Origin of the sequence: Streptomyces sp. NPDC005794 (assembly GCF_042871445.1) — a bacterium.
Lineage (GTDB): Bacteria > Actinomycetota > Actinomycetes > Streptomycetales > Streptomycetaceae > Streptomyces.
In genome coordinates this window covers 40,580-63,896 of sequence record NZ_JBIAIN010000025.1, presented here as the reverse complement: position 1 = coordinate 63,896, position 23,317 = coordinate 40,580, and the positions used below count along the sequence as shown (strand labels likewise).

Annotated in this window: 3 protein-coding genes (1 of these 3 only partly in view); all 3 read right to left on the bottom strand. The window is 74.7% G+C overall.

What is annotated here, in order from left to right:
- Window position 1 precedes the first annotated feature (1 nt).
- Tightly spaced (each overlapping or abutting the next), the 3 genes in view from ACFYQ5_RS31165 to ACFYQ5_RS31155 form a layout consistent with a single transcriptional unit that may run on beyond the window.
- Window positions 2–7,165, bottom strand: coding sequence for an amino acid adenylation domain-containing protein (locus ACFYQ5_RS31165; protein ID WP_389202411.1), 7,164 nt, complete (start codon window positions 7,163–7,165; stop codon window positions 2–4).
- A complete protein-coding gene (locus tag ACFYQ5_RS31160; protein WP_389202409.1) occupies window positions 7,165–22,896 on the bottom strand; it encodes an amino acid adenylation domain-containing protein in 15,732 nt (5,243 codons plus the stop codon). The genes ACFYQ5_RS31165 and ACFYQ5_RS31160 overlap by 1 nt, the downstream gene beginning before the upstream one ends.
- Window positions 22,896–23,317, bottom strand: partial view of an amino acid adenylation domain-containing protein gene (locus ACFYQ5_RS31155; RefSeq protein ID WP_389202406.1) — the final stretch only. 5,974 nt of this gene lie beyond the right edge of the window; 422 of the gene's 6,396 nt are visible here — the last part of the coding sequence; its start codon lies off the right edge, out of view — the gene reads right to left on this strand; the stop codon is at window positions 22,896–22,898. The genes ACFYQ5_RS31160 and ACFYQ5_RS31155 overlap by 1 nt, the downstream gene beginning before the upstream one ends.

Here is a 23,317-nt window from a genome sequence, read left to right as displayed (position 1 = left end):
GTCACACCTCTCGTTTCTTCGTGCTGGCTCCCCGCAGGGAGTCCAGTCGGCGGGTCAGGACGCGGCCGACTTCGGCGACCGACATCGGTTCGGTGAGCATGGACATGTGGGCGGCGTCGACGCGGTGCACCTCGACGCTTCCCTCGGTGTGCGCGTCCCACGCCTCGGGGTCGAGGCTGCGGGTACGTTCCGCGGTCATCAGGACGATCCCGCAGCGGACGCGCCCGGGGGTGAAGGAGCGCATGAGCCGTACGTTGTTGACGTAGACGTCCTTGGCCGACGTCAGTTCGCCTTCGTCGAGGTGACCGAGCGAGCTGTCCACCCGGCGCAGGTGGGCGCGGAATTGCTCGAGCGGGAAGTGCCCGTCGCGTAGTTGAGCCTCGTCCCAGGCGAATCCCGACTCCCGCAGGTTGGCCGCGACGATCTCGGACTCCGACTCCCCGGCCCGCCGCCCGCCGGGGTCCCCCGTGCGGTGGGGAGGGTAGGCGTCCAGCACGGCGAGCAGGTCCACCCGCTCGCCGTCGCGCTCCAGCAGGCCGGCGACCGTGTGGGCCACGTGGGCCCCCAACGACCAGCCGAGCAGCCGGTAGGGCCCGTGCGGCCGGACGCGGCGGATCAGCCGGACGTAGTCGTCGGCCATTTCCTCGATGCTGCGCGGCAGTCCGACGCCGTCCGCGGGCGTGCGGGCCTGAAGGGCGTGGAGCGGGACATCCGCGGGGAGCCACGGCAGGAGGCCCGCGTACGCCCATCCCAGTCCGACGGCCGGGTGGACGCAGAACAGGGGCGGCTGGTCGCCGCGCCCCCGTAGCGTGAGAAGGGGTGCCGGGGCGCGGCGCTCGGCGCCCCGCCCGATGCGTTCGGCCAGGCCGGCCGGCGTCGGCGTCTCGAACAGGTCCCGTGCGGCCACGGGCACTCCGAGACGCTCGCGGACCCGCCCGACCAGCCGGACGGCCAGCAGCGAGTGCCCTCCGTTCTCGAAGAACCCGTCGTCAGCGCCGATCGACGTGCGTTCCAGCACCTCGGCGAACAACTCGCACAGGGCAGCCTCCCGTTCGTCCCGCGGCGGCCGGCCGGCCGCTTCAACGAGTGGTTCCGGTGCGGGCAGGGCGTCCCGGTCGAGCTTGCCGTTGGCGTTGGCCGGCAGGGCGTCCAGCACCAGGTAGGCCGCGGGCACCATGTAGGACGGCAGGAGGGCGGCCAGGTGCGTCCGCAGCTCCGCGGCGGTGGGCCGGGGCGGGCCGTCGGCCGGCACCGCGTACGCCACCAGTGCGCGTCCCCCCGGCCCGTCCTCCCGCAGGACGACTGCCGCCTCCCGCACGGCGGGGTGCTCGGTGAGCCTGGCCCGGATCTCGCCTGGCTCGACCCGGAAGCCGCGCAGCTTGATCTGCTCGTCGGCGCGGCCCACGTGGTGGACGCGCCCCTGCCGGTCCCGGCGCGCCAGGTCGCCGGTGCGGTACATCCGCTCCCCCGGCTCCCCGAACGGGCATCCGACGTACCGGCTCGCGGTGAGCCCCGGACGGCCGCCGTAGCCGCGCGCCAGCGACGCGCCGGCCAGGTACAGCTCGCCCGTCACGCCGGAGGGGACCGGTCGCAGCCGGTCGTCGAGCACATAGGCCCTGGTGTTGGGCACGGGGGCGCCGATGGCGGGCGTTGGGCCGCCCGGGGACAGGGCCCCGCTGGTCAGGGTGACCGCGGTGGCCTCGGTCGGGCCGTAGATGTTGAGCACGCGCCGGCCGGGGGCCCAGCGGTCCACGAGCGAGGCCGTGACCGCCTCGCCGCCGACGACGAGGCAGCGCAGGCAGTCCAGCCCCTCGGGGGTGAGGCCGGCCAGCACCGCCGGGGGGATGAAGGCGTGGCTGATCCGGTGCACGGCCAGGGTCTCGCCGAGCAGTTCCCCGGCGAGGAGCGGCCGGTCGGGCAGGACCAGGGTCCCTCCGGTGGTGAGGGCCATCAGCAGCTCCAGCACGGCGCCGTCGAAGGACGGCGACGCGAGTTGCAGCACACGGCTGCCTGGCTCCACCGGGTACCGCTCGCGCTGCGCCACGGCCAGCGACAGCAGACCGCGGTGTTCGGTCACCACTCCCTTGGGGCGGCCCGTGGAGCCGGAGGTGTAGACGACGTACGCGGCGTTGCCGGCGGTGAGGGGGGCGTTCCGGTCGCCGTCGGCGAGGTCGGTGGCGGGCTCCTGGGCCGGCTCGTCGTCGGGGACCAGGACCGGGACCTCGGCGATCTCCTCCCGACCCGCCGCGTACGGCTCGGCTGCCAGGACCAGTGCGCAGGCGCTGTCGCGCAGCATGAAGGCGATGCGCTGCTCCGGGTGGCCGGGGTCCACGGGTACGACAACGCCGCCGGCCTTGACCACCGCCAGCAGCGCGGTGATCTGCCCGAGGGAGCGCGGCATCAGCAGGGCCACCGGGTGTTCCGGCCCGATGCCGCGCCGCACCAACACCCTGGCCAGCCGGTTGGCCCGGGCGTTGAGTTCGGCGTACGTCAGCCGGCGGCCGGCGTGTTCGAGGGCCGCGGCGTCCGGAGTCCGGGCGGCCTGCTCCTGGAACATCACCGGCAGCGTCGCGACCAGGCCCGCGCGCCGGGTGGTGTTCCACTCGGTCACGAGGGTGTGCCGCTCGTCGGCCCCGAGCAGTTCCCGCGCCCCGAGGGGGTTGCCCGGTTCCGCCGCCCAGACCGCCAGCATCCGGCCGAACCTGTCCAGCAGGCTCTGTGCGGTCTCCCGGTCGATGAGGTCGGCGCTGTATTCGAGGGCGGTCTCCATGCCGGTCGGCCGCCCGTCCTCCCCGTGGTTCTCCAGGAAGGTGAACATCAGGTCGAACTTCGACCGGGCGGTTTCCAACTGGTGTGCTCTGACGGTGAGTCCGGGGGGACGGACGCCCTGGCGCCCCATCTGCTCCTCGGTGTTGTTGCAGGAGAGGGCGACCTGGAAGAGCGGGTGCCGGCCGAGTGAGCGGGTCGGGCTCAGGCGCTCGACCAACTGCTCGAAGGGCAGGTCCTGGTGGGCGTAGGCGGCCAGCGCGGTTTCGCGGGCCCGTCCGACGAGCTCGGTGAACGTGGGGTCGCCGGAAGTGTCGGTCCGCAGGACCAGGGTGCTGACGAAGAATCCGACCAGCTCCTCCACCGCCTCGTCGGTGCGCCCGGCCACCGGGGCGCCGATGGGGATGTCCTCCCCGGCGCCCATCCGGGTGAGGAAGGCCGCGACGGCGGCCTGGACGACCATGAACACGCTCGCCCGGCACGCCCGGGCCAGGTCGGCCACGGCGGAGTGGACCGTTGCGGGCAGCGTCAGCCAGACCTGGCCTCCGGTGCGGGTCGGATCGAGCGGACGCGGCCGGTCGGCCGGCAGCCTCAGCTCCTCCGGAAGGCCCGCCAGTTGCTTCTCCCAGTACTCCAGTTGGGCGGCTGCGGGACTGGCGGGGTCCGCGGGGTCGCCGAGGAAGCGCCGTTGCCACAGGGCGTAGTCCGCGTACTGCACCGGCAGCGGCCGCCACTGCGGGGCCCGGCCCGCGCGGCGTGCGGTGTAGGCGGTGAACAGGTCACGCAGAAGCCTCCTGCCCGACCAGCCGTCGCTGGCGATGTGGTGGAGCACCAGCACGAGCACCCGGCTGCGCGGGCCACTCTCCAGCAGCCAGGCGCGCATCGGCGGTTCGGACTCCAGGTCGAAGCGGTGGGCCGCCAGCTCGCCGAGGGTGCGGTCCACCTCCTGCTCGGTCACCGGCAGGACGGTGAGGGACCCGGTCGTCCGCCGGACCGGCAGCACCTTCTGGTACGGACCCTCGACACCCTCGGGGAAGACGGTGCGCAGTGTCTCGTGCCGTTCGGTCACGTCGTGCAGCGCGGCCTCCAGCGCCGGGACGTCGAGGTCGCCGTCGAGCCACAGGGCCCGGTGGATGTTGTAGGTGGCGTCGGGGCCGGTGAGCCGGTGCAGAATCCACAGCCGCTGCTGGGCGTACGAGAGCGGGACGTGTTCCGGGCGCTTCGCTGGCCTCACCGGCGGGCGTCTGCCGTCGTGGGAGTCCAGCAGTGCGGACAGGGAGCGCACCGTGGGGTGCTCGAAGAGGCGGCGCACCGGCATCTCCGCGTCCAGGGCCGCCCGCACCCTGCTGGCCAGGCGGGTGGCCAGCAGGGAGTGCCCGCCCAGGGCGAAGAAGTCGTCGTCGATGGAGACCTGCGGGCGCCGGAGCACATCGGCGAAGAGTCCGCACAGGATCTCCTCGCGGGGGGACCGGGGCGCTCCCCCGGCCGGGGCGCCCGCGGCAGAGGGCTCCGGCAGCGCGGCCCGGTCGATCTTGCCGTTGGGCGTGACGGGCAGCGCGGGCAGTTCCACCAGGTGCGAGGGGACCATGTAGGGCGGCAGGGTCCGGCGCAGGTACTCGACTATGTGCGCGGTGGGCAGCCCGGGGGCGGAGGGGGGCGTGCCGTCCCCGGCCTCCGGCTCGGTGGGGACGGCGTAGGCGACCAGTCGGGCGTCCCCGGGCGTGTCCTCCCGCATCACCACCGCGGCTCGGCGGACGGCGGGGTGGGCCGCCAGAGCCGCCTCCACCTCGCCTGGTTCCACCCGGAAGCCGCGCAGGCTGATCTGGTCGTCCGTCCTGCCGAGGTACTCCAACAGGCCGTCCTCGTTCCACCGGACGAGGTCGCCGGTGCGGTACATCCGCTCCCCGGCGGCGTAAGGGCACGCCACGAAGCGTTCGGCGGTCCTGCCCGGATCGTGGAGGTAGCCTCGGGCCAGGCCGGAGCCGGCGACGTACAGCTCGCCCGGAACGCCGACCGGCACCGGGACCAGGCCGGGGCCGAGAACGAACAGGCGGGTGTTCCACAGCGGCCGGCCGATGGGGACCGGCCCGTCGCCGACCGGGTCGCGCGGGGACAGCCGGTGCTCGGAGCAGTTCACGGTCGTCTCGGTGGGCCCGTAGACGTTGTAGACGGTGACGTCCGGGTGGTCGGCGCGCCAGCGCCGCAGGTGCCGGCCGGTGAGCTGTTCGCCGCCGAAGGTGATCGCCCGGGTCGGGCTCACCTCCCGCGGCAGCCCTTCGAGGACCGGCAGGTGGCTGGGGGTCACCTTCACGAAGTCCGGGGAGGCCTCGCCGGGGCGCAGGACCGGTTCGTCGTCCAGGGAAGCGAGGCGGACCGTGCCTCCGCTGATCATCGGGACGTGCAGGGCACCGACCGTGAGGTCGAAGGAGACCGGCGAGTGCACCAGGGAGCGTCCGTCGGAGGGGTACTCCTCTGAGCCGCGCAGCAGGTAGCCGACGAGGGACCGGTGGGTGGCGACCACGCCCTTGGGCCGCCCGGTGGAACCGGAGGTGTAGATGGCGTAGGCGGCGTTTCCCGGGTCCGTGGGTGCGAGGAGTTCGTCGTCGCCAAGCGGGCCGCCGGGCAGCGCCTTGAGTGCGGCGGTGGTGCCGGGGGCGTCCAGGACCAGCAGCGGGAGCCCGGCCGGCAGCCGGCCGGCCAGGTCGGCGGTGGTGACGGTGAGGAGCGGATCGGCCTCCCGCAGCAGCCGGGCCACCCGGTCGGCCGGGTGGCCGGGGTCCACCGGCACGTAAGCGGCTCCGGTCTGCCACACCGCGAGCGTGGCCTCGACCAGTTCGGGCGAGCGCGGCAGCGCCAGGGCGACGAACCGCTCGGCCCGCGCCCCGCGCTCCACCAGCAGACGGGCCAGCCGCCCGGAGCGGTCCGCGAGCCGGGCATAGTCGACGCTGCGGTCGGCCGTCTCCACGGCGATCCGCCCGGGGGTGCGGCCGGCCTGCCGGAGGAACAGCTCGGTGGCGGTGGTGTCCTCGACCTCGCGCGCGGTGTCGTTGAACTTCTTCAGGACCAGGGCGCGTTCGGCGTCGTCGAGAACGTCGAGCGTGCCCATGGGCAGGTCCGGGGCCGCCAGGAAGGCGTCGACGAGCCGTAGCAGGCGGTCGCGCAGGGCGGCCGCCAGACGCGGCGTCACCGCGCTGGGCCGGTGGCCCAGGCGGAACCGCACCGGGGGCCCGGGGGAAGCGAGGAGGCCGAGCGGGTAGTGCATGGCGTCACGCATTCTCGAGGCCACCACGCGCACGCGTCCCGGCGCGTCGGAGGGACCGCCTGGGAGCTCCTCCGCAGGGCCGGCCGGGTAGTTCTCGAACGCCATCACCGAGTCGAACAGCGCGCCTTGGCCGGCCAGACGCTGGATGTCGGCCAGCCGTAGGTGCTGGTGGTCCAGGAGCGCGCTCTGCTCGCGCTGCAGCCTCCGGAGGAAGCTGGTCAGCGGTTCGTCCACGGGCATCCGGGCCCGCAGCGGGACTGTGTTGGCGAACAGACCGATCATGGACTCGACGCCGTCCAGTTCCGGCGGGCGGCCGGAGACGACCACGCCGAACACCACATCTTGGCTGCCGGTGGTGCGGGCGAGGGCCAGGGCCCACAGTCCCTGCACGACCGTGTTGAGCGTGAGACCGGCGCCCCGCGCGGCCGCGGTCAGACCGGCCGAGGCTGCCTCGGGCAGTTCGAAGTCGAGCCACCGCGGCGCCTCCGCGGCCCGGTCGGCCCGCGGGGCGACGAGGGTGGGGGCCTCCAGGCCTGCCAGGGCCCCTCGCCAGGCGTCCTGCGCCGCCCTCTGATCGCGGCTCTCCAGCCAGGCCAGGTAGTCCCGGTAGCGGCGCGCCGGCGGCAGGGCGGAGGCGTCGCCACCGGTGCGATAGAGCAGCACGAGTTCGCGCAGCAGCATCGGCATCGACCAACCGTCCAGCAGGATGTGGTGGTTGGTGAGGGCGAACCGGTGGCGGTCCTGCGCCGTGCGCAGCAGCAGGAACCGCACCAGCGGCGGCTTGGAGGGCCGGAACCGGCGCCAGCGGTGCTCGTCCAGCCGCCGTGCCGCCTCCGCCTCCGGCTCGTCGGCCGTACGCAGGTCGGCCTCCTCCCAGGGGAGTTCGACCTCTCTGGGGATGAACTGCACCGGGCCCTTCAGGGCACGGGTCGCGAAACCGGCCCGCAGGTTGTCGTGGCGCCGCAGAAGGGCCTCGGCGGCCGCGCGCAGTGCCGGCACGTCCAGCGGTCCGTGCAGCTCCACCTCGGTCTGGACGGTGTAGACGTCGACGGCCTCGTCCCCGACGTACTCGCTGTGGAAGAGCAGGCCCTCCTGCAGCGGGGAAAGAGGCAGGACGTCCTGTAGGGATCGGCGCATCAGTCGGCCTTCCACTCTGCTTCGAGCTGGTCGAGTTCGGCGTCGGAGAGTTCGACCAGGGGGGCCGGGTCCGACGAGGGCGGGGGGCCTGCGGCGGGAGGCTCGGCCGGGGGCGGTTCCGTGGAAGCGAGGTCGTCCAGTTCCCGGAACCAGAGTCCGGCCAGCTCGCGGACGTCCTCCTCCCGGTGGAGCCGGCCGGCCCAGGACCAGGTGGCGATCAGACGGGGGCCGTCGGGTCCCTCGGCGGCGACCGCGTTGACCTCGATCTCGTGGGCCAGTGGGAGCCCTGCCGGCTGGCCGGCGACCCCACTGCCCACCGGCGACCAGTCCGGCTCCGCGGCCCCGTCCCGGTCTCCGCCCGAACCACCGAACCGGCCCAGGTAGTTGAAGCCGAAGCGCGGCGCGGTGAGAGAGGCGAGCCGTTCCCGGGTCCGCGGATTGAGGTAGCGCAGGATGCCGTAGCCCAGCCCGGCGTCCGGCACCCGGTCGAGTATCCCGCCCAGCTCCCGCAGTACGCCGGCCCGGTCGTCGTCGGGCCCGGCGGCCGGGACCCGGACCGGGTGAGCGGCGGTGAACCAGCCGACCGTGCGGGAGAGGTCCGCCCCGGGAACGACCTCCTCCTCGCGGCCGTGGCCCTCGAGGGCCACCGTGACGCCGCCCACGGCCTCCGCCGGACGCCAGCGCCGCACGGCGGCGGCGAACGCCCCGAGCAGGACCTCGGTCACCCCGACGCCCAGCGCGGCGGGCGCCGGGCCCAGCACGGCACGGGTGGTGGCGGCCGGGAGGGTGAGGGAGAAGGCCGCCTCGGTGCTCCTGTCGTCGAGGGCCGGATCGAGGCGGCCGGCCTCCCAGGGCCGCGCCGACTGCTCCTCCCAGTAGGCGCACCGCTCGGCGCGGCGCGGATCGGCGGCGAGCTCCGCCAGCCGCCGCGCCCAGATCCGCAGTGGGGTGCCCACCGGGTCGAGCCGGGGCTCCCGGCCCTCGGCGACCGCCTGCCACGCCTTGCCGAGGTCGGCGGTGAGGATGCGCCAGGAGACCCCGTCCACGACGAGATGGTGGGCGACGAGCGCGAGGTATCCCGGCTCCTGCGGCCCCCGGTCGAACCAGACGGCGCGCAGTACGGAGCCCTCCTGCGGGGCGAGCCGTTCGCGGGCCACGGCGCAGCGCGCGCGGACCAGCCGGTCCAGCTCCTCCTGCGGGACGTTCGCCGCCGGCACCCGCTCCAGTACGGTGGCCGCGTCCACGCCGCCCGCCTCGGCGATCGACATCTGCCAGTGGTCGTCCTTCGGTTCGGCCCGCATCCGCAGCGCGTCATGGTGGTCCAGCAGCGCCTGGAGGGCGCCGGTCGCGACGGCCCCGTCCGCCTGGGCCGGAACGCGCAGCAGCACGGACTGGTTGTATTCCTCGACCGCGCCGCCGAGCTCGGCCAGCCAGGAGCTGATCGGTGTCGGCGGCACCGGCCCGGTCGCCCGGCCGACGAGTACCTCGGCCGCCGGGCCGCCGGGACGCGAGCGGGCCGCGAGGGCGGCGGGCGTCCGCCGCTCGAAGACGTCGCGGACGGCCATCCGGCCGCCGGCCCTGCGCACCCGGCCGACGAGCTGGATGGAGCCGATGCTGTCGCCGCCGAGCGCGAAGAAGTCGTCGTCGGCCCCGACCTCCGCGACCCCGAGCACCTCCCGGAACGCCTCGCACAGCACGCCTTCCCACGCGTCCCGGGGCGGCCTGCGGCCGTGCGGGGCGTCCGCGGGCGCCGGTGGCTGGGGCAGCGCCCGGTGGTCGAGCTTCCCTCCCGGAGCCAGCGGCAGGACGTCCAGCCGGACGATCTCCGCGGGGATCATGTACCGCGGCAGCCGGTCGGCGAGCGCCTCCCGGAGCGCGCTGGGGTCGAAGTCCGCCTCCGGGGCCGCGACATAGGCGACGAGGCGTTCCCCGCGCAGGACGACGACGGCCTGGCCGATCTCCGGGCGGTCGAGCAGCGCCGTCTCGATCTCGCCCGGTTCGACGCGGAAGCCGCGGACTTTCACCTGGCCGTCGCGGCGGCCGAGGTACTCCAGGTTCCCGTCGGGCCGCCAGCGGGCGAGGTCGCCGGTGCGGTACATCCGCTCCCCCGGCTCCCCGAACGGGCAGCCCACGAACCGCTCCGCGGTCATCCCCGGCCGACCGAGGTAGCCACGGGCCACCCCGACGCCGCTGACGTACAGCTCGCCGGGGACGCCGGTGGGCACCGGGCGCAGGCGCTCGTCCAGGACGAACAGCCGGTGTCCCGCCAGGGGGCGCCCGATCGGCACGGTGTCCGGGGGCAGCTCGTCACCCGGTTCCAGTACGAAGTCCGCGCAGCTGACGGTCGCCTCGGTCGGACCGTAGTCGTTGTAGACCCGCATCCCCGGACGCGCCTCGCGCAGCCGGGCCAGCCGGGCTCCGGTCAGTTGCTCGCCCCCGACGACCAGATCGGTTGTGGGAGCCGCCCAGGAGGCGATCTGGTCCAGGAAGGCGAGGTGGGAAGGGGTGACCTTCAGCAGGTCGGGGCGGGCCGGGGCGTCCTGTTCCGGCGCGTCCAGGTCCGCCACCACGATGCAGCCGCCGGCGACGAGCGGGGTGAACAGCGTGGTCACCGTGAGGTCGAAGGCCGGGGAGCCGTGCAGCAGCGCGGTTCCGGCGGCTCCGCGGTACCGGGCGGCCGAGCGCACCAGGAAGGCGGCGAGGGAGCGCTGTTCGACCACGACACCCTTCGGTGTGCCGGTGGACCCGGAGGTGTAGACCACGTAGGCCGGGTCGCGGCTCCCGGCCGGTGCGCGGCGGTCGGCGTCGGTGCAGTCGGCGCCGTCGAGCCCGGCGAGCGCGGCCTCGGTGGCCGGGGCGTCCAGGCAGACCACGGGGCCCGCCCCGGCCGGGAGCGCGTCCTGTGTTCCGGTGAGAGCGATGACGAGCACCGGGCCGGCGTCGTCCAGCATGTGGGCGATCCGCTCGGTGGGCAGCTCGGTGTCCAGGGGGACGTAGGCGGCCCCGGCCTTCTGGACCGCCACCAGGGCGGTGATCAGCTCGGGGCCGCGCGGCAGCAGGACCGCGACGGTGTCCTCGGGGCCGGCTCCCTCGGTGGCGAGCAGTCGGGCCAGCCGGTTGGCCCGGTCGTTCAGCTCGGCGTAGGCGACCTCCCGGCCGCCGTGGCGGACGGCCGGAGCGAGCGGGGTGCGGGCGGTCTGCGCCTCGAACAGGTCCGGGAAGCGGGTGCCGTCCGCGGTGGTTCCGGCGGCGACCGGCCAGGGGTCGGGCTCGGTCCACGCGCCCTCCAGGAGTTCGCGTTCGCCCGGCAGCAGGACGTCGATCTCGCCGAGCGCGGTGCCGGGCGCCGCCACCGCGGTCTCCAGCACCCGGCCGAGCCGCTCCACCACGTGCTCGGCGGTCCTCCGGTCGAACAGATCGATGCTGTACTCCAGCACGCCGCGCAGTCCGGCGGGGCGGCCGTCGCGGGTGCGGCTCTCGGTGAGCGCGAAGGTGAGGTCGAACTTCGACGTGGTGACGCCGAGCCGCTCCCTGCCCACGGTCAGCCCGTCCAGCTCCGGTGCGGCGTCGCGTGCTCCGGCCGTCTCGGCCGTGTCGAAGTTCAGCGCCACCTGGAAGAGCGGGTGGCGAGCCAGCGAGCGTTCGGGGTCGCGGAGTTCCACCAGCCGTTCGAAGGGAAGGTCCTGGTGCGCGTAGGCCGCCAGGTCGGTGGCGCGCACCCGCTCCAGCAGCTCCCCGAAGCTCGGGTCACCGGACGTGTCGACGCGCAGCACCAACGTGTTCACGAAGAACCCCACCAGGTCCTCCAACGCGTCATCGACACGCCCCGCCACCGGCGAACCGACCGGCACGTCCGTCCCCGCCCCCAGCCGCGTCAACAGCGCGGCCAGCGCCGCGTGCACCACCATGAACGGCGTCGCCCGATACTCCCGAGCCAACTCGGCCACCCGCCCGTGCACCTGCGGCGGGACCAGGATCGGCACGCTGTCCCCGCGGTGCGAGGGGACAGCGGGGCGGGGCCGGTCGGCGGGGAGGGCCAGTTCCTCGGGGGAACCCGCCAGGGCACCCTGCCAATAGGCGAGTTGGGCGGCCAGATCACTGCCGGCCTCCTGCTCGTCCCCCAGACGGGCCCGCTGCCACAGGGCGTAGTCGGTGTACGCGACCGGCAGCGGCGGCCAGGCCGGGGGCCGGCCGGCGTGGCGGGTGGCGTAGGCCGTGGCCAGGTCGGCGATCAGCGGCCGCTGCGACCAGGCGTCGGTGGCGATGTGGTGCATGACCAGCAGCAGTGCGTGCTCGTCGGGCGCCGTGGCGAACAGGTGTGCGCGCAGCGGCGGTTCGGTGTCCAGTTGGAACTCGTGGTCGGCCGCCTCCCGCAGGAGGCGGGGGAGCTTGTCCTCGTCGGTACGGACGGGGCCGACGAGCGGATCGGGGCGGCCGGCGGCGGTCAGGACGAGCTGGTGCGGGCCGTGCTCGTCCTCGGCGAAGACGGTGCGCAGGCTGTCGTGCCGGGCGACCACGTCCGCCAGCGCGGCGCGCAGGGCCGCCACGTCCAGGGGCCCGGTCAGCCGCAACGCCAGCGGGACGTTGTAGGTGGCGCTCGACCCCTCCAGTTGCTGGACGAACCACAGGCGGCGTTGGGCGTAGGAGAGCGGCAGCCGCTCGGGGCGCGGGTCTGCCGGGCGCAGCGGGGGTCCGGCCTCGCCCGCGCGGGAGAGCGCGGCGGCCAGGCCGGCCACCGTCGGCGTCTCGAAGACCTCCCGGACTCCGAGTTCGACGCCGAGTGTGCTGCGGATGCGGGCGACCAGCCGGGTGGCCAGCAGGGAGTGGCCGCCCAGCGCGAAGAAGTCGTCGTCCACACCGACCCCGGACGCCCCCAGCACCTCGGCGAAGAGCCCGCACAGGATCTCCTCGCGCGGACCACGCGGCCCCCGGCCGGCACCCCGACCCGGCCTCACCTCCGGCACCGGCAACGCGGCCCGGTCCACCTTGCCGTTCACCGTCAGCGGCAACCCACCCTCCAGCACCACCAGCGCCGACGGCACCATGTACTCCGGCAGCACCGCCCGCACCACCGCCGACACCATGTCCTGGTCAAGCACCCCGCCCCCAGCGGCCGGCACCAGATAACCGACCAGGCGGGCGGAGCCGGCGGGGTCCGGGCGCACGGCCGCGGCGGCCCGGCCGACGCCGGGGGCCTGGGCCAGGGCCCTCTCGACCTCGCCCAGTTCGATCCTGAACCCCCGGACCTTGACCTGGTCGTCGGTCCTGCCGAGATGCTCCAGGTTCCCGTCGGGCCGCCAGCGGGCGAGGTCGCCGGTGCGGTACATCCGCTCCCCCGGCTCCCCGAACGGGCAGCCCACGAACCGCTCCGCGGTCATCCCCGGCCGACCGAGGTAGCCACGGGCCAGCCCGGTCCCGGCCAGATACAGCTCGCCCGGCACTCCGTCGGGCACGGGCCGGAGCGCGACGTCCAGCACGTAGGCGGCGGTGTGGGCGATCGGCCTCCCCGTCGGCACGGAGCCGCCGTGCGTCTGCAGGGTCTTGGCGGTGATGGGCGCGGCGGTGGACCAGACGGTGGTCTCCGTCGGTCCGTACAGGTTGAGCAGGCGGTCGCCGTACGGCGCGCGGCCGGGCTCCAGGAGGGTGCGGGCCAGGGCCGGCGGCAGCGCCTCGCCTCCCACCAGCACGCGCAGGGCGGTGAGGTCCAGGCCGCCGTCCACGGCCATGGCGTGCCACCAGCTGGGGGTGGCCTGGATCACCGTCACGCCCTCTCGGGCGCACAGGGACCTCACGGCCGCGGGGTCGCGCTGGGCGGTGGCGTCGGCCAGGACGACCGAGCCGCCGGTGAGCAGCGGGGCGAAGATCTCCAGGACGGCGATGTCGAAGGAGACCGTCGTGACCGCCAGCAGCCGGTCCTCGGGCCCCAGTTCCAGCCGTTCGGTCATGTCGGCGAGGAAATTGGCCACGGCCGCCCGGGTCACCATGACGCCCTTGGGGCGGCCGGTGGAGCCGGAGGTGTAGATGGTGTACGCCAGGTCGTCCCCGCGGTCCCGCACCCGCGCGGTCTCGGCCGGTGCGGTGCCGGGGGCCGCGGCCAGGCGTTCGGCGGTGGCCGGGCCGTCCAGGACGAGCAGCGGGGCGGGGACCGGGGGAAGGTCGCCGACGAGATCCGCGGTGGTGATGACGCATCCGGGCGCGCAGTCGGCGAGGACGTCCGCCAGGCGGTCCTTCGGGTGGTCGGGGTCCAGGGGCAGGTAGTGCAGTCCCGCCTTCCAGACGGCGAGCAGCGCCACCGGCAGCAGGGCGCCGCGCCGCAGTGCGACCGCGACCGGTCCGCTGCGCCCGGCGGCACCGTCCGACAGCAGTCCGGCGAGCCGGTTGGCCCGTTCGTCGAGTTCGGCGTAGTCGATCCGCTCTCCGCCCGCGACCAGGGCTGTGGACCGGGGGGTCCGGGCGGCCTGGGCCTCGAAGCGCCGCAGCGGCGAGGCCTCGGGCAGTTCGCGGTCCGTGTCGTTGCGCCGGACGAGCACGTCGTCCAGCTCCGCCTCGCTCAGGACGGGAATCCGGCTCAGCGGTGTGCGGGGCTCTTCGGCGGCCGCGCCGAGTAGCCGGGTGTAGTACCGGACCATCCTGCGGGCCGTGCTCTCGTCGAACAGATCGGTGCTGTACTCCAGCACGCCCCGCATCCCGGCCGCCGAGCCGTCGGCCGCCCGGTCCTCGTTGAAGGACAGCGACAGGTCGAACTTGGCCGCCGCGATCTCCACCGTCTCAGGCCGGACCAGAACGTCCGAGGCCCTGTCGGCGGGTCCTTCGTCGGGCGCCGCGCCGTTGTTGAAGGCCAGCAGCACTTGGAAGAGCGGATGGCGGGCCAGCGAACGCACCGGATTGAGCACCTCCACCAGCCGTTCGAAGGGAAGGTCCTGGTGCGCGTAGGCCGCCAGGTCGGTGGCGCGCACCCGCTCCAGCAGCTCCCCGAAGCTCGGGTCGCCCGACGTGTCGACGCGCAGCACCAACGTGTTCACGAAGAACCCCACCAGGTCCTCCAACGCGTCATCGACACGCCCCGCCACCGGCGAACCGACCGGCACGTCCGTCCCCGCCCCCAGGCGCGTCAACAGCGCGGCCAGCGCCGCGTGCACCACCATGAACGGCGTCGCCCGATACTCCCGAGCCAGCTCGGCCACCCGCCCGTGCACCTGCGGCGGGACGGTGAAGGCGACGCGGCCGCCCCGGTACGAGGGAGTGGCGGGGCGGGGCCGGTCGGTGGCCGGCACCAGCTCTTCCGGCAGTCCGCGCAGGGCCTCCCGCCAGTACCGGAGCTGCGCGGCGATCCCGCTGTCCGGGTCGTCCTCGGAACCCAGCGCCTCGTGCTGCCACAAGGTGTAGTCGGCGTACTGCACGGGCAGTTCGGGCAGGGCCAGGGACCCGCCGCGGCGCCGGGCCGCGTAGGCGGCCGCCAGGTCGCGGACCAGGGGACGAACCGACCAGCCGTCCATGGCGATGTGGTGGACGGCCAGCAGCAGCACGTGGGTGCGCTCGTCGAGGGCGAAGAGCCGGGCGTGCACCGGCGGTGTCTGCGCGAGGTCGAAGGGGCGGGCGGCCTCGGCCTCCAGGTCGGCCCGCAGGCGGTCCTCGGTGGTCGGGACCACCTTCAGGCCGAGTTCGGCGGCCTGCGGTGCGAGGACGGTCTGGTGCGGTCCGTGCTCGTCCTCGGCGAAGACGGTGCGCAGGCTCTCGTGCCGGGCGACCACGTCCGCCAGCGCGGCGCGCAGGGCCGCCACGTCCAGGGGCCCGGTCAGCCGCAACGCCAGCGGGATGGTGTAGGTGGCGCTCGGCCCCTCGATCTGGTGGAGGAACCACAGGCGGCGTTGGGCGTAGGAGAGCGGCAGCCGTCCGGGCCGCGGTACCACCGGGCGCACGGCGCCGGGGCCGCGCCGAGGGCCGTCGAGGTGCGCGGCCAGCCGGGCCACCGTGGGCGCCTCGAAGAGGGCGTCGATGGCCAGGTCCACGTCGAGCAGGGCCCTGATCCGGCTGATCACGACGATGGCCAGCAGGGAGTGGCCGCCCAGCGCGAAGAAGTCGTCGTCCACACCGACCCCGGACGCCCCCAGCACCTCGGCGAAGAGCCCGCACAGGATCTCCTCGCGCGGACCACGCGGCCCCCGGCCGGCACCCCGACCCGGCCTCACCTCCGGCACCGGCAACGCGGCCCGGTCCACCTTGCCGTTCACCGTCAGCGGCAACCCGCCCTCCAGCACCACCAGCGCCGACGGCACCATGTACTCCGGCAGCACCCCCCGCACCACCGCACACACCAGGTCCTGGTCAACCACCCCACCCCCAGCAGCCGGCACCAGATAACCGACCAGGCGCTGGTCGCCCGGCTGGTCCTCGCGCAGCACCACCACCGCGCTGCTGACCGCGGGGTGGCTCTCCAAGGCGCGGGCGACCTCTGCGGTCTCGATGCGGAATCCTCGGAGCTTGACCTGGTCGTCGGTCCTGCCGACGTATTCCAGCTGGCCGTCGGACCGCCAGCGGACGAGGTCGCCGGTGCGGTACATCCGCTCCCCCGGCTCCCCGAACGGGCAGCCCACGAACCGCTCCGCGGTCATCCCCGGCCGACCGAGGTAGCCACGGGCCACTCCCGTGCCCGAGACGTACAGTTCGCCGACCGCGCCCCCGGAGGGGACCGGGCGCAGGCCTGGGCCGAGCACGTAGACCCGCACCCCGGCGAACGGGCGGCCGATGGGCACCGGTCCGTCGCCGACCGGTTCTCCCCGCGGTAACCGGAACTCGGTGCAGTTGACCGTGAGTTCCGTCGGCCCGTAGGCGTTGACGACCTGGGCGGCGGGGTGCAGTTCGAGCCACGGGCGTAGCTGCCTGCCGGTCAGCGCCTCGCCGCCGAGGACCAGGGTGCCCCCGTCCGGCAGCACTCCGGGCAGCTCCCGCAGCATGGGCAGGTGGGAGGGCGTCGCCTTGACCAGGGTGGCCCCGGCGGCCTGGGCGGACTCGTCGAGTTCGCCCAGCCGCACGGCGCCGCCGGCGGCGAGCGGGGTGAGCAGGGTGGTGACGGTGAGGTCGAAGGCGAGCGACGTGTGGGCCAGTGAGGTCCCGGCCGCGTCGGGGTAGCGGCGGCACGCGCCGCCGACGTACGCGCCCAGGGCGCTGTGGTCGATCACCACGCCCTTGGGACGGCCGGTGGATCCGGAGGTGTAGAGGGCGTACGCGGGCCCGCCGGGCGTCAGGGGGCGTACCCGCTCGGCGTCGGCCGGGGCGTCGGCCCCTCGTGAGGCGAGGGCGGCCGGGTCCACGGGGAGCACCACCGCCCCGGCCTCCCGCGCGACGTCGGGCCGGCTGCCGGCCGGGGCCACCACGAGCGCGGGGCGGCAGTCCTCCAGCACCCTGCGCACGCGGTCGGTCGGCCACTGCTCGTCCAGCGGGACGTAGGCGGCGCCCGACTTGAGGACGCCGAGCAGGACCGCGAGCACTTCCGGCCGGCGCGGGGCCAGCACACCCACGTAGATCTCGGCGCCGCCGACTCCCTCGGTGCGGTCGGCCAGCCACCGGGCGACGCCGTTCGCCCGCCGGTTCAGTTCGGCGTAGGTCAGGGTGCCGGCGGGCGACGTGACCGCCGGGGCGTCCGGTGTGCGGGCGACCTGCTCCTCGAACAGCTCGACGTAGGTGCGCGGGGCGTCCTCCGGTTCGGCGCCGGTGCCCCAGTCCAGCAGCCGGGCGCGCTCGTCGGCTCCGAGCAGGTCCAGCGTGCCGGCCGGGGCGGCAGGGCGGTCGACGGCCTCGGTCAGCGCGGCGATCACCCTCTCGCCCAGGGAGCGGGCCCAGTCCTCGCCGAAGAGGTCGGGGCGGTAGTCGACCCGGACGGTCAGCTCGGTCCCGCGCATGGCCCCGACCAGGGTGACCGGGTAGTGATTGCGGCTGTAGCCGGCTGTGCCCGACGCGCGGAAGGGCGTCTGACGCGCGGTGATCTCCGCCGGGTAGTTCTCGAACACCATGGTGGTGTCGAAGAGTTCGGACAAGCCGCTCCAGCGGTGCAGGGCGGTCAGCGGGACGTGCTGGTGCTCCAGGAGTTCGAGCTGTTCCTTCTCCAGCCGCCGGACCAGTTCCAGGAGCGGTTCGGCCGGGCGGAGGCGGACGCGCAGCGGGATCTTGTTCACCAGCATGCCGACCAGGTCCTCGGCGCCCGGGAGTTCCGGTGGGCGGCCGGAGACGGTGATGCCGAAGGTGACGTCCGAGCGGCCGGTCTCCTGGGCGAGGACGAGCGCCCAGACGGCCTGCACGACGGAGTTGAGGGTGACCCCTGACTCGCGGGCACGGGTCCGCAGCCGCGCGGAGACGTCTCCCGGCAGGCTCAGCCGCACCGACTCGGGGACCTCACCGACGCGCGGCGCTCCGGGAGCGAGCAGGGTCGGCCCGTCCACGTCCTCCAGCGCCCGCGTCCACGCCTCCTTCGCCGCCCCGAGGTCGCGGCCGGCCAGCCAGTCGGCGTGGACCCGGTGGCCGGGGGCTTTGGGCAGCGGGGCGCCGCCGTAGAGCGCGAGGAGCTCGCGCAGCAGGATGGGGATGGACCAGCCGTCCACGATCGTGTGGTGGGTGGTGATCACGAACTGGTACTGCTCGGGGGCGGTGCGGGCCAGGAGGAAGCGGACGAGCGGCGGGCGCGTGAGGTCGAACCGCTCGGTGCGTTCGGCCGTGGTCAGTTCCTCCAGCCGCCGCTGCGCGGACCCGGCGTCCGCCGGCGCGTCTTCCAGGGCGCGCAGGTCGTGAAAGCGCCACGGCAGTTCCACCGCTGCGGCCACGGTCTGCACCCACTGGCCCGACTCCCGCTGGTGGAAGCCCGTCCGCAGGCTGGTGTGCCGGGCGAGCAGCGCCGCGGCGGCCGTCCGCAGGGCGTCCTCGTCGATCTCGCCGTCCAGGCGGAAGGCGAGCTGCCCGACGTAGACGTCCAGGGCGCGCCGGTCGTACACGCTGTGGAAGAGCAGGCCCTCCTGAAGGGGGGCCACCGGCAGGATGTCCTCCAGGGCGGTGCCACAGCGGCGTTCGAGCTGCTCGATCTCCGCCTGGCCGAGGCCGGGGACGGCCACGTCGGAGGGGGTGAGCCCGCCGGCTCCGACGCCGGTGGCGTGGCCGACGACCGCGTGCAGCGCCAGCGACCAGGACTGCGTGAGGTGGCGCACCTCCGCCTCGGTGAGCAGGCTGGTGGCGTAGGTCCACCGGGTGATCAGCCGGGGCCCGTCCGGGCCTTCCGCCGTGACGACGTTGACCTCGATCTCGTGGTCGAGCGGGGTGGCCGGGTGCTGGCCCGCCGGGCTGCTGCCGAGCAGCGGCCAGCCGTCCTCGCCGGCGCCCTGCTCGGCGGCGAACCGGCCGAGGTAGTTGAAGCCGAAGCGGGCCCGGGCGCCGCGCTGGAGGCGCGGGGACGTGTCGGGGTTCAGGTGACGCAGCAGGCCGTACCCCAGCCCCCCGTCGGGGACCGCCCGCAGTTGCTCCTTGATCCGCTTGATCGCGTCGCCGACGGCCGGGGCGCACCCGGTGAGGTCGGCGGCGGTGACCTTCCCGGCGGCGAGCCGCACCGGGTACACGGTGGTGAACCAGCCGACCGTGCGGGACAGGTCGGCTCCCGGCACCAGTTCCTCGGTCCTGCCGTGGCCCTCCAGGTCCACCAGGACCGGTTCGCCCTCCTCGCCCCGCCAGTGGGCGACCGCGAGGGCGAAGGCGGTCAGCAGCAGATCGTTCACCCCGGCGCGGAAGGCCGCCGGGGCCGGGCCCAGCAGGGCGTCGGTGACGGACTCCGGCAGTTCGCCGCTCAGGACGGCGGAGGTGGCCACGGTGTCCCGGATCCCGTCCAGCGGGCGGCTGCCCGTTTCGGGGCCCTCAGCGGCGAGCGTGGCCGTCCAGTGGTCCAGTTGGGCGGTGACGGCCGGGTCGGTGGCCCGGTTGGTGAGCCGGGTGGCCCAGGTGCGCAGCGAGGTGCCCGTGCGGGGCAGTTCGGGGCGGCGGCCGGCGCGCAGCGCCCGCCACGCCTCGCGGAGGTCGCCGAGCAGGATGCGCCAGGAGACGCCGTCGACGGCGAGGTGGTGGATCACCAGCACGAGCCGGCCCGGCTCGGCGCCGCGGTCGAACCAGACGGCGGAGACGAGGGTCCCGGCGACGGGGTCGAGGGCTTCCCGCGCAGTGACGGACTCGGCGGTCACGGCCTGCGCCAGTTCCTCCTCGGACATCCGGGCCGCGTCGATCCGGCGCAGGCACCGCTCCGCCGCGACCGTGCCGGCCTCTTCCACTCTCAGGTCCCACAGGCGGTCGGGGTCCGCCGCCGGGGCGGCGTGGATGCGCAGCGCGTCGTGCCGGTCCAGCAGCGCCTGGAGCACGTCGCGTACGTCGTCGGGTGCGGCGCCCGGAGGGGAGGCGAGGACGACCGACTGGTTGTATCCGTCGACCGGCCCGCCGGCTGCCAGGGTCTCGACGACCACGGGCAGCGGGGGCAGCGGCCCGACGGCGAGGCCGGGGTCCTCCTCCCGTCCGATGTCGGCCCGGCGGGCCACGGTGGCCAGGCCCGCGGGGGTCCGCAGCTCGAAGACCTGCCGGACGGTGAACTCCAGGCCGGCCCGGCGGGCGCTGCCGACCAGCTGGATGGAGAGGATGCTGTCGCCGCCCCGGCCGAAGAAGTCGTCGTCGATGCCGACGCTCCCGGGACCGAGGACGTCCGCGAACAGCGCGCACAGCTCCCGCTCCAAGCCGGTGCGCGGTCGCCGGCCGGCGGGGAAGTCGGCGGGGTCGGGCGCCGGCAGCGCGGCCCGGTCCAGTTTGCCGTTGGCGTTGACGGGCAGTTCGCCGATCCGCACGAGCGCGGACGGCACCAGGTGGCCGGGCAGCCGGTCGCGCAGGCGTGCCAGCACCTCGGCGGGCCGGAGCAGGTCGGGGCCGGCGTCGGCGGTCCCGACCACGTAACCCACCAGCCGGCGCGTTCCGGGGGTGTCCTGGCGGACGGTCACGGCGGCCTGCGCGACGCCCTCCAGCTCCCGCAGGGCGGCCTCCACCTCGCCGGGTTCGATCCGGAATCCGCGGATCTTGACCTGTTCGTCGCCGCGTCCGACGTGGACCAGGTTGCCGTCGCCGAGCCACCGCGCCAGGTCGCCGGTGCGGTACATCCGCTCCCCCGGCTCCCCGAACGGGCAGGCCACGAACCGCTCGGCCGTCAGGCCGTGCTGTCCCAGGTAGCCGCGGGCCACTCCGGGTCCGGCCAGGTACAGCTCGCCCAGCACACCGGGCGGGACCGAATGCAGCCCGGCGTCGAGGACGTAGGCCCGCCACCGCGGCACGGGCCGCCCTATCGTGCCGTGGGGCAGGTCCCCCAGTTCGGTCACCACCGCGTCGACGGCGGTCTCGGTCGGACCGTAGGTGTTCATCGCGGTCACCCGGGGGGCGGCCGCGCGCAGCCGTTCCCACAGTTCGCCGTCCATCGCCTCGCCGCCCAGGGCGATCAGCGACGGGCAGTGGGCTCTCTCCTCCAGCAGTCCGGCGTCGAGCAGACTGCGGAAGTAGGTGGGGGTGAGGTCGACGTAGTCGATACGGCGGTCGCGGAAGTAGGCCACCACTCCCGGCGGGTCGAATCGCAGGTCCTCGTCGATCATGTGCAGTTCGTGTCCGGCGACCATCGCGAGCAGCGGGTCCCACGAGGCGTCGAAGGAGAAGGAGGAGACGTGTGCGGCGCGGCCGGGGCCCGCCGCGGAGGGGCGGATGCGGGAGAAGGTGACCCGGCGGTGCGCCTGGAGCAGCCTCGCCAGACCACGGTGGTCCACCACGACCCCCTTGGGCCGGCCGGTGGAGCCCGAGGTGTGGATGACGTACGCCGCGTGGCCGGGCAGGAGGGGCGCGGTGCGGTCGGCGTCGGTGACCGGGCCCGGTTCCAGGGCTTCTGTCCCGGCCTCGGTGTGCGGGTCGTCCAGGACCAGCACCGGGGCCGTGAGTCCGGCGACTGCGGCCTCGGTGCCGCGCTCGGCGAGGACGAGGAGGGGGGCGACGTCACGTTCGACGGCGGCCAGGCGCTCGTGCGGGGAGCGCGGGTCCAGCGGTACGTAGACGGCGCCGCTGCGCAGCACCGCCAGTACGGCAGTCGGCCACAAGGCGTTCCGGCCCAGGCAGACGGCCACCCGGACCTCGGGGCCGGCCCCTCGGGAGATCAGCAGCCGGGCCAGCCGGGAGACGCGGGCGTCGGCCTCGGCGAAGGTGAGCGCGCCGCCGCCGCCGACGACGGCCAGGGCCTCGGGGGTTGCGGCGGCCTGCCGCGCGAAGGTGTCGCAGACCGTTTCCAGCCCCTCGTCGGCCTCGTCGGCCGCGGGCTCGGTCGCGGCGAACTCCTCCAGCACGCGCCGCCGTTCACCGGCGGCGAGCAGGTCGATCGAGAGGAGGCGCGCCGTGGGGGCGGCCACCCCGGTTTCGAGAAGGCGGACGAGGCGCTCCCCGATCCCGTGGACGGTGGCGGCGTCGAAGACGTGTGTGGAGTACTCGATGGTGCCGGCGATGCCGTCCGGGCGCCCGTCCGGGTCGCGCTTCTCCAGGAGGTCGAAGGACAGGTCGAACTTGGCCGCCCGCCAGCCCGTGTCCAGCGGGGCTATCTCCAGACCGTCCAGGACGGCCGTGTGCGCGGTGGCGTACTGGAGGCTCAGGCTCACCTGGAAGAGCGGGTGCCGGGCCAGCGAGCGCTCGGGGGCGAGCGCCTCCACCAGCCGCTCGAACGGCACGTCCTGATGGGCGTAGGCGTCCAGGGCGGTCTCGCGGGCCCGCGCGACCAGTTCGTCGAAGGTCGGGTTCCCCGAGGTGTCGGTGCGCAGCACCAGGGTGTTGACGAAGAAGCCGATCAGCCCCTCCAGCGCCTCGTCGGTGCGTCCGGCCACCGGGGTGCCCAGGGGGATGTCCGTGCCCGCGCCGAGCCGGGACAGCAGGGCGGCCAGGGCCGCCTGCACCACCATGAAGGTGCTCGCGCCGTGACGGCCGGCCAGCGCGGCGACCCGCTCGTGGGTCCGGGGTGACAGGGTGAACGGCACGGTGTCGCCGCGGTGGCCGGCGATCGGCGGGCGGGGGCGGTCCAGGGGCAGCTCGATGGCGTCCGGCAGACCGGTGAGCCGCTGCTTCCAGTACGCCGTCTGGCGGCTGAGCAGGCTCTCGGGGTCGTCCTCGGATCCGAGGAGTTCCCGCTGCCAGAGGGTGTAGTCGCCGTACTGGACGGGGAGTTCCTCCCACTGCGGGGCGCGGCCCTCGCTGCGGGTGGCGTAGGCGGTGGTGAGGTCCCGTGCGAGCGGGGTGCGCGACCAGCCGTCGCTGGCGATGTGGTGGATCACCAGGCACAGCACGTGCTCGCGCTCGCCGAGCGTGATGAGCCGCGCCCTCAGCGGTACTTCGCGGGCCAGGTCGAAGCCGTGGCCGGCCTCCTCGGCCAGGACGGCCGGCAGGTCCGCCTCGGTGGACCCGGTGATGGTCAGCTCCACGGCGGCATCGGCTGCGGGCAGGACGTGCTGCCGGGCGCCGTCGCCGGTGTCGGGGAAGATGGTGCGGAGCGTCTCGTGACGCCGCACGACGTCGTGCAGCGCCTCACGCAGCGCGGCGACGTCCAGCGCGCCGGTCATCCGCAGCGCCGTGGGGATGTTGTAGGTGGAGCTGGGGCCGTCCATCGTGTGGAGGAACCACAGTCTCTGCTGGGCGAGGGAGAGGGGAAGCATCACAAGTCCTCCGACCGCGACATCCGTCGCAACGCGGGGCGGGTGTCAGGGCGGCCGGTCCGCAGCCGGGCCGCCAGAGCGGCGACCGTACGTGCCTCGAACACGGTCCGTACGTCCAGTTCCTCGGCGAGTTCCGACCGGATTCGGTTGACCAGCCGGGTGGCGAGCAGTGAGTGGCCGCCGAGCGCGAAGAAGTCGTCCTCGGCGCCGACCTCGGGTATACCGAGCACGTCGGCGTAGATCCGGCACAGGGCCCGCTCGCGCTCGTCGCGCGGTGGGCGGCTGCCTCGTGATCGGTGGGCGGGGGCGGGCAGCGCGCGCCGGTCCAGCTTGCCGTGCGGCGTGGTGGGCAGCTCGTCGAGGACCACGACGGACGAGGGCACCATGTAGTCGGGCAGCGTGCGGGCCACCGTGCCGCGCA